This is a genomic window from Streptomyces sp. DSM 118878, from assembly GCF_052936595.1.
On sequence record NZ_CP193622.1, the window covers coordinates 6,170,704 to 6,183,043 of the forward strand.

Sequence of the window (12,340 nt, forward strand, 5' to 3'; positions counted from 1 at the left end):
CGGGGAGAACGGCTGGTCAGAAGCCGAAGTCCTGCGTCCACCAGGGGCCGCCCGACGCGAAGTGCGCGCCGACGCCGAGGGTCTTGTAGTCGCAGTTCAGTATGTTGGCGCGGTGGCCCGAGCTGTTCATCCAGGCGTCCATCACGGACCGGGCGTTCGCCTGGCCGCGGGCGATGTTCTCGCCGCCGAGGTCGGTTATGCCGGCCTTCTCGGCGCGGTCCCACGGCGTCGCGCCGTCCGGGTCGGTGTGGTCGAAGAAGCCGCGCTGCGCCATGTCCGTGCTGAACCGCCCGGCCAGCGAGGCGAGGCCGCTGTCGGCGGTCACAGGGCGGCAGCCCGCCTTGGCCCGCTCCTCGTTGACCAGCGTCAGGACGGCCGTCTCGGCCGCGCTCTCGGCGGACGGCGACGGCGTGCTCTTCGGGGGCGCCTTCGGCGCGCGCTCCGGCGCACGGGACGGGCTCGGCTTCGACTCCTTGCCGGCGTCGGGCTTCGGCGCCCGCGTCGAAGGCTTCTCGGACGGCGTCTTCGACGGCTCCGGCGAGGCCTTGGAGGGAGTGGGGGAGGGCACCTGTGCGCGGCCGGAGCCACGGCTGGGCGACGGTTCCCCGCGGTCGACGCCGGCGCCGGAGCCGCCCTGGGCGTCCACCTCGGCCGGAGCGGTCGCGGCGCGCACCGTGCCGGGTTCGGTGTCGCCGCCGAGCCGGAAGCCGTCACCGCCGGGCAGGACGCCCGTACCGACCGCCACGGCGCCCATGGCGACCGCGGCCGAGACGCCGAGCAGGCCCGTCCGCACCGGGGCCGAGGCCCGGTTCCCGCGGCGGTGGTGCGTCGCCCTGCCCGGATGGTTCTCAGGGGTGGCGGCGGCTCGCGCACCGCCGGAGCGTCGGTGGCGTCCCATCTCCTGGCCTTTCGTTCCCGCGGTCAACGTGACTCACCCATACGGGTGAGGCTCATCGAGTCGGGACTGTACGCGATGGCGGATGGGGACGAAGTGCTCCCGGAGCAATTGGCCGGTTAGCGTGCAGCCATGAACGACGACGTACGACTTGTCGCCTGGGTGCGCGGACGCGTGCAGGCTGTGGGTTTCCGCTGGTTCACCCGTGCCAAGGCGCTGGAGATCGGCGGCCTGAGTGGTTTTGCTCTCAATCTGGAGGACGGCCGCGTGCAAGTGGTCGCCGAGGGCCCCCGGGCCGCCTGCCAGAAGCTGCTCGACTGGCTCCAGGAGGGCGACACACCCGGGCGGGTCGATGGCGTCACAGAGATCTGGGACACACCACGTGGCATATACGAGACCTTCGCCATCCGCTGACCCTGACCCGGGCGGACGCGTCCGGACGGGTCTCGCGCGGGGCCGTGACGGGTGTCCCGGGCAACTGCCTGAGGCAGAAAGAGCCTGGTGGTTGCCGACAACCCCTTGCAGTGGCACGCTCCGCGAGTAAGGATGATCTCCACACCCCCAGGGGTCCCGCAGGAGAAGCAGCGCCGCCCGTTCCAGGGCCGCGCGCCCCCGGGACGCCCGTCGGCGCAGGGCGTGATCGTGTTGACCGTCAAACTTTTTGGTGAGACTCTGAAAGCCCCGCGCACCTTAGCTGTTTGGCATGTGAGAACGGCCCAGCAAGACCCGCAGAACAACGAGTGCCAAGCACGGCGGGTGCGATTCCCTCACGACCCACACCGCTTCGGTCGGTCACCAGTGTGGAGGACCATCCATCATGGCAAAGGCGCTTCTCGGTTACGTCGGCGGCAGCGACCCGCGACTTCTCGCTGAGATGCGAAGGCTCCAGCAGCGCGTACAAGACCTGGAATCCGAACTCGTTCGGATTCAGCAGGAGAACGACGCGCTCGCGGCTGCCGCTTCTCACGAATCTCTCCTGGAGAGCATCGACGTACCCCAGGCGGAGCCTGCGCTCACCTGACCCCTATTTGAGCACGCTCACACAGGGCCTTCTCGCAGATGAAGGAAGGCGCCCAGTAAGCATGTGGTCGGGCCGGCCTGTCAGCCGCCTGCATCCAGATCTGCAAGGGACGCTTCGGCGTCCCTTCTTTCTGTCCCCCGGACGCGTCTTTCGGTCCCCCCGTACGCCACATCCCTGTACGCCGCTTCCTTTACCGTCTGATGTGCCCTGCACCTTCATCGGTGAAACGAGCGGTGAAAGGTAGAGTCCGACGGCGTGCATCTCAAGGCCCTGACCCTGCGTGGCTTCAAGTCATTCGCGTCGGCGACGACGCTGAAGTTCGAGCCGGGCATCACCTGCGTCGTCGGACCCAACGGCTCCGGCAAATCCAACGTCGTGGACGCGCTGAGCTGGGTCATGGGCGAGCAGGGCGCCAAATCGCTGCGCGGCGGCAAGATGGAGGACGTCATCTTCGCCGGCACCACCGGGCGGCCACCGCTCGGCCGCGCCGAGGTCTCCCTCACCATCGACAACTCCGACGGCGCGCTGCCCATCGAGTACGCCGAGGTCACCATCACGCGGATCATGTTCCGCAACGGCGGCAGCGAGTACCAGATCAACGGCGACACCTGCCGCCTCCTCGACATCCAGGAGCTGCTCTCCGACTCCGGCATCGGCCGCGAGATGCACGTCATCGTCGGCCAGGGGCAGCTCGACGGCGTCCTGCACGCCGACCCCATGGGCCGCCGCGCCTTCATCGAGGAGGCCGCGGGCGTCCTCAAGCACCGCAAGCGCAAAGAGAAGGCCCTGCGCAAGCTCGACGCGATGAAGGCCAACCTCGCGCGCGTGCAGGACCTCACCGATGAACTGCGGCGCCAGCTCAAGCCCCTCGGCCGCCAGGCCGCCGTGGCCCGCCGCGCCGCCGTCATCCAGGCCGACCTGCGCGACGCCCGCCTCCGGCTGCTCGCCGACGACCTCGTGAAGCTGCGCGAGGCGCTGAACGCGGAGGTCGCCGACGAAGCCGCCCTCAAGGAGCGCAAGGACAGCGCCGAGGCCGAACTGAAGGCGGCCCTCCAGCGCGAGGCCCGCCTGGAGGAGGAGGTGCGGCGCCTCACCCCGCGGCTGCAACAGGCCCAGCAGACCTGGTACGAACTGTCGCAGCTCGCCGAACGGGTCCGCGGCACCGTCTCGCTGGCCGACGCCCGGGTCAGGAGCGCCACCGCGACGCCGCCCGACGAGCGGCGCGGTCGTGACCCCGAGGACATGGAGCGCGAGGCCGCCCGCGTGCGGGAGCAGGAGGCCGAGCTGACAGCGGCCCTCGAAGCCGCCGAGCACGCCCTTGACGACACGGTGGCCCACCGGGCCGATCTCGAACAGCGTCTCGCGGTCGAGGAGCGCAGGCTCAAGGACGTGGCGCGGGCCATCGCCGACCGCAGGGAGGGCCTCGCGCGGCTCGGCGGACAGGTCAACGCCGCGCGTTCGCGGGCCGCGTCCGCCCAGGCCGAGATCGACCGCCTCGCCGAGGCGCGCGACGCGGCGGCCGGGCGCGCGGTCACCGCCCAGGAGGAGTACGAGCAGCTCAAGGCCGAGGTCGAGGGCCTGGACGCGGACGACGCGGAACTCGGCGAACGGCACGACGCGGCCCGGCGGGACCTCGCGGAGGCCGAGGCCGCTCTCGCCGCGGCACGGGAAGCGGCGACCGCCGCCGAGCGCAAGCGGGCCGCGGTCGCCGCCCGGCACGAGACGCTCGCGCTCGGCCTGCGGCGCAAGGACGGCACCGGGGCCCTGCTCTCGGCCAGGGACCAGCTCACCGGGCTGCTCGGCCCCGCCGCCGAACTCCTGGAGGTCGCCCCCGGCCATGAGGTGCAGGTCGCCGCCGCGCTCGGGGCGGGAGCCGACGCCCTCGCCGTGAGCGGTCCCGGCACCGCCGCCGAGGCCATCCGGCTGCTGCGCAAGCAGGACGCGGGGCGCGCCGCGCTGCTGCTCGGGGGCGCTCCGGAGGACGTGCGCCAGGATCGGCGCGAGGGCCCGCCCTACGTCGCCGACCTCGTACGCGGTCCCGAGGAGCTGATGCCGGCCGTGCGGCGGCTGCTGCGCGGGACGGTCGCCGTGGGGACCCTGGAGGACGCCGAGGACCTCGTCTACGCCCACCCCGAGCTGACCGCCGTCACCGCGGAGGGCGACCTGCTCGGGGCGCACTTCGCGCACGGCGGCTCCGCGGGGGCGCCGAGCCTGCTCGAAGTGCAGGCCTCCGTGGACGAGGCCGCCGCCGAGCTGGAACAGCTCGCCGTGCGGTGCGAGGAGCTGGCCGAGGCGCAGCGGACCGCGGCCGAGCGGCGCGGCCTGGCCGCCGCGCTCGTGGAGGAGCTGGGGGAGCGGCGCAGGGCCGCCGACCGGGAGAAGTCGTCCGTCGCCCAGCGGCTCGGGGCGCTCGCCGGGCAGGCGCGGGGCGCCGCGGGTGAGGCCGAGCGCAGCGCCGCGGCGGCGGCCACGGCGCAGGACGCGCTGGAGCGGGCCGTCGCGGAGGCCGAGGAACTGGCCGAGCGGCTGGCCGTCGCCGAGGAGGCACCGGCCGATGAGGAGCCCGACACCTCCGTGCGCGACCGCCTGGCCGCCGACGGGGCCAACGCCCGCCAGACCGAGATGGAGGCCCGGCTCCAGGCCCGTACGCACGAGGAGCGGGTGAAGGGGCTCGCGGGACGCGCCGACTCCCTGGACCGGGCCGCGCGCGCCGAACGCGAGGCACGCGCGCGTGCCGAGCAGCGCAAGGCGCGCCTGCGCCACGAGGCCGCCGTGGCGGGGGCCGTCGCCGCCGGTGGACGGCAGCTCCTCGCGCACGTCGAGGTGTCCTTGCTCCGGGCCGAGCAGGAACGTGCCGCCGCCGAGCGCGCCAAGGAGGTGCGGGAGCGGGAGCTGGCCGCCGAGCGCACTCAGGGGCGCGAGCTCAAGGCCGAGCTGGACAAGCTGACTGATTCAGTTCACCGCGGCGAGGTACTTGGTGCTGAGAAGCGGCTGCGCATCGAGCAGCTGGAGACCAAGGCACTGGAGGAACTCGGTGTGGAACCGGCGGGGCTCGTGGCCGACTACGGCCCGGGTCAGCCCGTGCCGCCCTCGCCCCCCGCCGAGGGCGAGGAGCTGCCGGAGGACCCCGCGCATCCGCGCAACAGGCCGGTGCCCTTCGTCCGCGCCGAGCAGGAGAAGCGGCTCAAGTCGGCCGAACGGGCGTATCAGCAGCTCGGAAAGGTGAATCCGCTGGCTCTTGAGGAGTTCGCGGCACTGGAGGAACGCCACAAGTTCCTCAGCGAGCAACTGGAAGACCTGAAGAAGACCAGGGCCGACCTCATGCAGGTGATCAAGGAGGTCGACGAACGCGTCGAGCAGGTCTTCGCGGAGGCGTACCGGGACACGGCCCGGGAGTTCGAGGGCGTCTTCTCGCGGCTGTTCCCCGGCGGCGAGGGGCGGCTGATCCTGACCGACCCCGACAACATGCTCACCACGGGCGTGGACGTCGAGGCCAGGCCGCCGGGCAAGAAGGTCAAGCGGCTCTCGCTCCTTTCGGGCGGTGAGCGGTCACTCACGGCCGTGGCGCTGCTCGTTTCGATCTTCAAGGCACGGCCGAGCCCGTTCTACGTGATGGACGAGGTCGAGGCGGCGCTCGACGACACCAACCTCCAGCGCCTGATCCGGATCATGCAGGAGCTGCAGGAGGCCTCGCAGCTCATCGTGATCACGCATCAGAAGCGCACGATGGAGGTCGCGGACGCCCTGTACGGCGTCTCGATGCAGGGAGACGGCGTCTCCAAGGTGATCAGCCAGCGGCTCCGCTAGGCATTCAGGCTTCAAGACTTGAACATGTATGCCCTCAAGATGCTCTCAAATTCACAACAGCCCCCCTATTGACTTCGAAACTTGAAGGCATAGTCTCTGCAACGTTGCTTTTACCTTCAGGTGGTGGGCGGCGTGAAGTTGTGCGCCACTTGAATGACTCGCCCCCACCCCCGGCGACGCTGCCGGTGGCCCGAGGAGTACACGTGACCAGCACATCGAAGGCGCCCCCGTCCGGAGCCAGAGAGGCCCACCCGGACCATCTCGGCCATGTCATCTTCATTACGGCGGCTGCCGCGATGGGTGGCTTCCTGTTCGGCTACGACAGCTCGGTGATCAACGGCGCGACCGTCGCCATCCAGCACCGCTTCGACGTCGACGCCGACACGCTCGGATGGATCATCGCCACCGCGCTGTTGGGCTGTGCCGTGGGTGCCGCCGTCGCCGGACGCATCGCCGACCGCATCGGCCGCATCCGCTGCATGCAGATCGCCGCGGTCCTCTTCGCGGCGAGCGCCATCGGCTCCTCCCTGCCCTTCGCGGCCTGGGACCTCACGATGTGGCGCCTCATCGGCGGCATCGGCATCGGCATGGCCTCGGTGATCGGCCCGGCCTACATCGCCGAGGTCGCGCCGCCCGCCTACCGCGGCCGGCTCGCCTCGTTCCAGCAGGCCGCCATCGTCATCGGCATCGCCGTCTCCCAGCTGGTCAACTGGGGCATCCTGAACATGGCGGACGGCGACCAGCGCGGCAAGCTCGCCGGTCTCGAAGCCTGGCAGTGGATGCTCGGCGTCATGGTCATCCCGGCGCTCCTCTACGGGCTGCTGTCCTTCATCATCCCGGAGTCGCCCCGCTTCCTGGTCTCGGTCGGCCGGCACGCCGAGGCCAAGAAGGTGCTCGGCGAGGTCGAGGGCGTCAACGTCGACCTGGACGCGCGCGTCGACGAGATCGAACGCGGCCTGCACAGGGAGCACAAGCCGTCCTTCAAGGACCTGCTCGGCAAGGTCGGCTTCCTGCCGATCGTCTGGATCGGCATCGGCCTCTCGGTCTTCCAGCAGCTCGTCGGCATCAACGTGATCTTCTACTACTCGAACCAGCTGTGGCAGTCGATCGGCAAGGACCCGTCCAGCTCGTTCCTGTACTCGTTCGAGACCTCGATCGTGAACATCATCGGCACGGTCATCGCGATGATCTTCGTCGACCGCATCGGCCGCAAGCCGCTGGCCATCATCGGCTCCGCGGGTATGGCGGTCGCCCTGTTCACCATGGCGTGGGCCTTCTCGTACAAGACCGGTGCCGGTGACTCCGTCTCGCTGCCCAACGCCCAGGGCCTGGTCGCGATCATCGCCGCCAACACCTTCGTGCTCTTCTTCGCCCTGTCCTGGGGCGTGGTCGTCTGGGTGCTGCTCGGCGAGATCTTCCCGAACCGGCTCCGCGCCGCCGCGCTCGGTGTCGCCGCCTCCGCCCAGTGGCTCGCCAACTTCGCGATCACGAAGACCTTCCCGAGCATGTCCGAGTGGTCGCTGACCGGCTCGTACATCATCTACGGCGCCTTCGCCGCGATCTCGATCCCCTTCGTCATGAAGTTCGTCAAGGAGACGAAGGGCAAGGCCCTGGAGGAGATGGGCTAAACCCCGCTGCCCCTCCTCTTCAGGATGCTGCCCCGGCCGAAGGACTCGTGTTCACCTGTCCTTCAGCCGGGGCAGTACGTTTTCGCAGAAGTGGTGCAGGCTGCGCCAGCCCTCGTCCACGGGCATCCCGCCGGAGAGCGGATGCAGGATGAGGCTCCCGGTGTCGCCCTTCGCGTACGTCACGCACTCCTCGGGCGTGAGCACCCGGTAGACGCCCTCGGCGCGCAGCTCCTCGACCGTCGTCGCCGCCGACCGCACCGCCGAGCGGATGTCCTTGGACTGCCAGGAGGCGTAGGTGCGGGCCTCGTGCAGGAAGTGCTCGCCGTGCTCCGCCCAGGTCCGCTCGGGGTCGTCGGCGATGTGCAGCAGCGTGGTCTCGGCGGCGGGCATCATCGTCCAGCCCTCGGTGCCGTGCTCCGCGAGCCGCTCGTTGTAGTACGCCTCCAGCTCGGGGAGGTGGGCGCTCGGGAAGAACGGCAGGCCGAGCCGGGCCGCGCGCCGCGCCGCCGCCTTCGACGATCCGCCGACGAGGAGCAGGGGGTGCGGCTGGGTCAGGGGGCGCGGGGTGACGCGGACCGTGCGGTCGCGGAAGGCGAAGGGCTCGCCGGTCCAGGCCTTGAGCAGCGTTTCGAGGAGCTCGTCCTGGAGCTCGCCGCGGCGCGTGTAGTCGACGCCGGCCCGCTCGTACTCCTCGGGCCGGTAGCCGATGCCCGCCACGGTGACCAGGCGGCCGCCGCTGAGCAGGTCCAGTACGGCGATGTCCTCGGCGAGCCGCAGCGGGTCGTGCAGCGGGCCGATGACCGCGGAGACCGTCACGGAGATCCGCCGGGTGGCCCCGAAGACCGCTCCGGCGAAGGTGAAGGGAGAGGGCAGCCAGTTGTTCTCGGCGCCGTGGTGCTCCTCGGTCTGGATGGTGGCGATGCCGCGGTCGTCCGCGTACGTGGACATCTCCAGGGCGGCCTTGTAGCGGTCGCTCAGCGCGGCGGGTGTGGCCGCGGGGTCGACGAGGTTGAAGCGTACGACTGTGACGGGCATGGGAACGTCCCCCTTCACCGTGCGTGGGCGGCGAAGGGGGACGTTAGTTGACGCGATGTCAGATGGGTAGCCTCATGGGGGCCTCATGGGGGTCTCATGAGGAAGTTGGCGAGGATCGGGCGCCCGGGGCGCCCGTCGGGCCGAGACCGGATCGCCGTCAGGCCGAGACCAGCTCGGCCTCGCCGTCGCCCTTGCCGCCCGGCGCCGCGGCGTCCTTCTCGACCAGCGGGGTCTTCGGCAGGATCGCGTACAGCACCGCCGAGATGACGATCGTGGCGAGCCAGCCCAGGCCGTGGCGGCCGATCCAGGAGGTGGCGAGCGGGCCGCTGAACCAGTCGACCTTGGTGAAGAGCAGCCCCGCCACCAGGGCGAGCGCCCACGCGGTCATGGCCTGCCAGGCGAAGCCCGCCTTGTACCAGTAGGCGCTGGTGCGCTTGGTGTCCATCAGGGCCTCGCCGTCGTACGTCTTGCGGCGCAGCATGTCGACGCCGAAGACGCCGATCCAGGCGGAGAACGCGACCGCGAGCAGGGTGAGGAAGGAGATGAACGAACCCATGAAGCTCGTCGCCACGTTCATCAGGATGTAGCCGAAGATCAGGCTGATGACCGCGTTCACACTCACGGCCCACGCGCGCGGGACCTTGATGCCGAGCGTCATGGCGGTGAAGCCCGCGGAGTACATGGACATCGAGTTGATCAGGAGCATGCCGATCAGGGCCATGATCAGGTACGGCACCGCGATCCACGTCGGGAGCAGCGAGCCGAGGAAGGAGACCGGGTCCTGGGCCGAGGAGAGCTTCGGCGCGGAGACCGCCATGACGGCGCCCATCAGGACCATCGGGACGACGACGATGCCGGCGCCGCCGACCGCGTGGCCGACCAGCGGCTTGTTGGACGCCGTGCGCGGCAGGTAGCGGGTGAAGTCCGGGCCGGTCGGGACCCAGCTGATGCCGCCCGCGGCGATCGTGCCGACGCCCGCGACCATCATCGCGGTGGAGCCCGCGGGCTTGTCGAAGACGGCGGACCAGTCGGTCTCGGCGAGGAGATAGACCAGTACGAGCACGCTGAAGGCGCCGAAGGCGTACGTCGACCACGTGCTGCAGATGTGCAGGATCTTCCGGCCGAGGCCACTGATCAGGAACGTGCAGGTGACGAAGGCGACCAGCGTCACGACGGTCAGCCAGGTGCTGGACTCGACGTCGAAGCAGATGTTCAGGACCGTGATGATCGCGTACGCGCCCGTGACCGCGTTGATCGTCTCCCAGCCCCAGCGGGCGACCCAGATCAGGGCGCCGGGGAAGAGGTTGCCGCGCTGGCCGAAGACCGCGCGGGAGAGCGTCATGCCCGGCGAGCCGCCGCGCTTGCCCGCGATGGAGATCAGCCCGACCAGGCCGTAGCTCAGCAGGGGCGAGACGAGCGCGACGACCAGGACCTGCCAGAAGTTCAGGCCGTTGGAGACGATCAGACCCGCGCCCATGGTGAGCAGCAGAACGCTGATGTTGGCCGCTACCCAGGTGGGGAAGAGCTCGCGGGTCCGGCCCGTGCGCTCGGCGTCCGGGACGGGCTCAAGGCCGCGCGTCTCGAGGGCGCCTTCGGTTTCGGCGGTGGTGCTCATGGGGGTGGGTCCGTGCCTCTCGCTCGGCTCGCAACGTCGCGATCCGTCGGTGGGGGTGATCGCGATGGACTCTACGCGCGTTGATGCGGGCAGCTCCATCGTACTTTAGTCCGAGTAGTGCCCTCCTACGGCTTATGTTATTTGGACGAAGACACAAACCGGGCCTCTGAGGGAGCCATGGCCGATACTGGACGGGTTATGGAAATCGTCATCCTTGCTGTAGTCATCGCCGTGGTCGTGATCGGCGCGCTCGGCGGGCTCGTGATCGGCAGCCGCAAGAAGAAGCGGCTGCCCTCGAACGCCCCGTCGAGCGCACCCACCATCACCGCCCCTCCCGCCGAACCGAAGGTCGGCGACGAGGCCGAGACGCCGCGCGACGAAACGCGCCGAACGATCGAGGAGGTGAAACTCCCGCTCGTCGAGCCGACGGCCTCGGCCCCGGTCGTCGACGAGCTTGTCGTCGAGGAGCCGGCCGCCCCGGCCATCGAGACCCCCGAACCGACCGCCGGCCGCCTGGTCCGGCTGCGCACCCGGCTCTCCCGCTCGCAGAACGCGCTCGGCAAGGGACTGCTCACGCTGCTGTCCCGCGAGCACCTGGACGACGACACCTGGGAGGAGATCGAGGACACGCTGCTGACCGCCGACGTCGGCGTGGCACCCACGCAGGAGCTCGTGGAGCGGCTGCGCGAGCGCGTCAGGGTGCTCGGCACCCGTACGCCCGAAGAGCTGCGCGCGCTGCTGCGCGAGGAACTGCTCACGCTCGTCGGCACGGACTTCGACCGCGCCGTGAAGACCGAGTCGGGCCTGGAGACGCCCGGCATCGTGATGGTCGTCGGGGTCAACGGCACCGGCAAGACCACCACCACGGGCAAGCTCGCGCGTGTCCTCGTCGCCGACGGCCGCTCGGTCCTGCTCGGCGCCGCCGACACCTTCCGCGCGGCCGCCGCCGACCAGCTCCAGACCTGGGGCGAGCGCGTGGGCGCCCGCACGGTCCGTGGCCCCGAGGGCGGTGACCCGGCCTCGATCGCGTTCGACGCGGTCAAGGAGGGCATCGCGGAGGGCGCGGACGTCGTCCTCATCGACACCGCGGGCCGGCTGCACACCAAGACGGGCCTGATGGACGAGCTCGGCAAGGTCAAGCGCGTCGTCGAGAAGCACGCCCCGCTCGACGAGGTCCTGCTCGTCCTGGACGCCACGACCGGCCAGAACGGCCTGGTGCAGGCGCGGGTCTTCGCCGAGGTCGTCAACATCACGGGCATCGTCCTGACCAAGCTCGACGGCACCGCGCGCGGCGGCATCGTCGTCGCGGTCCAGCGGGAACTGGGCGTGCCGGTCAAGCTCATCGGCCTGGGCGAGGGCGCGGACGACCTGGCGCCGTTCGAGCCCGAGGCGTTCGTGGACGCGCTCATCGGCGACTGAGGCGCAGACGCCGTACGGCTCATGTCCCTCGTACGGTGAAGGCTCGTACGTGAAGAAGGGCCCCCTCGCATGGTGCAGATGCGAGGGGGCCCTTCCGTGTGCGCCGGGCCTCTCGGGGCCCGGGGGGTGCGTCAGGCCGAGCGGTGGACCACGTACGCCAGGGTGCCGAGGATGACGCGGGCCTGCGGCGGGGCGCTCGCCGAGTCCAGTGCGGGGGAGCGCAGCCAGCGCACCGGGCCGAGGCCGCCGCGGTCGGACGGCGGCGCGGTGATGTGCTCGCCCGGGCCGAGGCCGTGCAGGTCGAGGCCCGCGTCGTCCCAGCCCATGCGGTAGAGCAGCCCGGGAAGTTCGGCGGCGGCCCCGGGGGCGACGAAGAACTGCGCACGGCCCTCGGGCGTGACCGTCACGGGGCCGAGCGGCAGGCCCATCCGCTCCAGGCGGGCCAGGGCGCGCCGCCCCGCGCACTCCGTCACTTCCAGGACGTCGAAGGCCCGCCCCACGGGCAGCAGCACGGCCGCTCCGGGAAACTCGGCCCAGGCCTTGGCCGCTTCGTCCAGCGTGGCCCCGGCGGGGACCTCCTGCGCGAAGCCCAGGGGGTGGGCGCCGGGTGCGGCGCAGGCGGGGGTGCCGCAGGAGCAGGCGCCGTCCAGGGCGCGGGCACCGGGCACCGCGTCCCAGCCCCACAGGCCCGTGTACTCCGCCACCACCGTGCAGTCCGACGTGCGGCCGCGCCGTCGTGCTCCGGCCCGGGGCCTTTCGGTCCCTCGGGTGCCGCCGATCGTGAAGCCCATGCCCCCTCCAACGGGTCGAGCGTGCCACGGTTACGTATAGGAATCGGTTCGTGACGCTGTGCTCTAAAGGCGGCGCTCGATGGTTCCAGGGGTTGTGTGCACGGCGACACACGCCCCGGCGTACTCCAC

General features: G+C 70.9%; 9 protein-coding genes. 5 read left to right on the forward strand and 4 right to left on the reverse strand.

Annotation, left to right across the window (positions count from 1 at the left end; genetic code table 11):
• Positions 1–16: 16 nt before the first annotated feature.
• Positions 17–898 (reverse strand): CAP domain-containing protein, encoded by an 882-nt coding sequence (locus ACRAKF_RS27570; protein ID WP_447040229.1) that lies wholly within the window; start codon positions 896–898, stop codon positions 17–19.
• Between the two features lie 129 nt (positions 899–1,027).
• On the opposite strand from ACRAKF_RS27570, the gene ACRAKF_RS27575 reads away from it, so the two are divergent.
• From ACRAKF_RS27575 to ACRAKF_RS27590, 4 genes are all read left to right on the forward strand, one after another.
• Positions 1,028–1,309, forward strand: a complete 282-nt coding sequence (locus ACRAKF_RS27575; protein ID WP_447040230.1) for an acylphosphatase — start codon at positions 1,028–1,030, stop codon at positions 1,307–1,309.
• Between the two features lie 403 nt (positions 1,310–1,712).
• Positions 1,713–1,916: a hypothetical protein gene (locus ACRAKF_RS27580; RefSeq protein WP_447040231.1), complete on the forward strand. Its 204-nt coding sequence runs from the start codon at positions 1,713–1,715 to the stop codon at positions 1,914–1,916.
• Between the two features lie 255 nt (positions 1,917–2,171).
• Entirely contained in the window at positions 2,172–5,723 is a 3,552-nt protein-coding gene (gene smc, locus ACRAKF_RS27585; RefSeq protein ID WP_447040232.1) for a chromosome segregation protein SMC, read from the forward strand.
• 203 nt (positions 5,724–5,926) lie between these two features.
• On the forward strand, positions 5,927–7,351 hold the full coding sequence (locus ACRAKF_RS27590) for a sugar porter family MFS transporter (protein WP_447040233.1): 1,425 nt from the start codon (positions 5,927–5,929) through the stop codon (positions 7,349–7,351).
• A gap of 51 nt (positions 7,352–7,402) precedes the next feature.
• Here the strand turns inward: ACRAKF_RS27590 and ACRAKF_RS27595 are convergent, their stop codons facing one another.
• Both ACRAKF_RS27595 and ACRAKF_RS27600 read right to left on the reverse strand, forming a co-directional pair.
• The gene (locus ACRAKF_RS27595; RefSeq protein WP_447040234.1) at positions 7,403–8,386 is read right to left on the reverse strand and encodes an LLM class flavin-dependent oxidoreductase; all 984 of its coding nucleotides are present in this window, start codon (positions 8,384–8,386) and stop codon (positions 7,403–7,405) included.
• 157 nt (positions 8,387–8,543) lie between these two features.
• Positions 8,544–10,001, reverse strand: a complete 1,458-nt coding sequence (locus tag ACRAKF_RS27600) for a purine-cytosine permease family protein (protein ID WP_447040235.1) — start codon at positions 9,999–10,001, stop codon at positions 8,544–8,546.
• 198 nt (positions 10,002–10,199) lie between these two features.
• On the opposite strand from ACRAKF_RS27600, the gene ftsY reads away from it, so the two are divergent.
• Positions 10,200–11,420, forward strand: coding sequence for a signal recognition particle-docking protein FtsY (gene ftsY, locus ACRAKF_RS27605; RefSeq protein ID WP_447040236.1), 1,221 nt, complete (start codon positions 10,200–10,202; stop codon positions 11,418–11,420).
• 131 nt (positions 11,421–11,551) lie between these two features.
• On the opposite strand, the gene ACRAKF_RS27610 is transcribed toward ftsY, so the two are convergent.
• Complete coding sequence (locus ACRAKF_RS27610) at positions 11,552–12,211, reverse strand: bifunctional DNA primase/polymerase (RefSeq protein WP_447040237.1); 660 nt, start codon at positions 12,209–12,211, stop codon at positions 11,552–11,554.
• Positions 12,212–12,340: the final 129 nt, after the last annotated feature.

What these genes read in the sequence shown, in the direction of transcription:
- ACRAKF_RS27570 (WP_447040229.1), bottom strand. Translation starts at nt 898, where the DNA reads ATGGGACGCCACCGACGCTCCGGCGGTGCGCGAGCCGCCGCCACCCCT.
- ACRAKF_RS27575 (WP_447040230.1), top strand. Translation starts at nt 1,028, where the DNA reads ATGAACGACGACGTACGACTTGTCGCCTGGGTGCGCGGACGCGTGCAG.
- ACRAKF_RS27580 (WP_447040231.1), top strand. Translation starts at nt 1,713, where the DNA reads ATGGCAAAGGCGCTTCTCGGTTACGTCGGCGGCAGCGACCCGCGACTT.
- ACRAKF_RS27595 (WP_447040234.1), bottom strand. Translation starts at nt 8,386, where the DNA reads ATGCCCGTCACAGTCGTACGCTTCAACCTCGTCGACCCCGCGGCCACA.
- ACRAKF_RS27600 (WP_447040235.1), bottom strand. Translation starts at nt 10,001, where the DNA reads ATGAGCACCACCGCCGAAACCGAAGGCGCCCTCGAGACGCGCGGCCTT.
- ftsY (WP_447040236.1), top strand. Translation starts at nt 10,200, where the DNA reads ATGGAAATCGTCATCCTTGCTGTAGTCATCGCCGTGGTCGTGATCGGC.
- ACRAKF_RS27610 (WP_447040237.1), bottom strand. Translation starts at nt 12,211, where the DNA reads ATGGGCTTCACGATCGGCGGCACCCGAGGGACCGAAAGGCCCCGGGCC.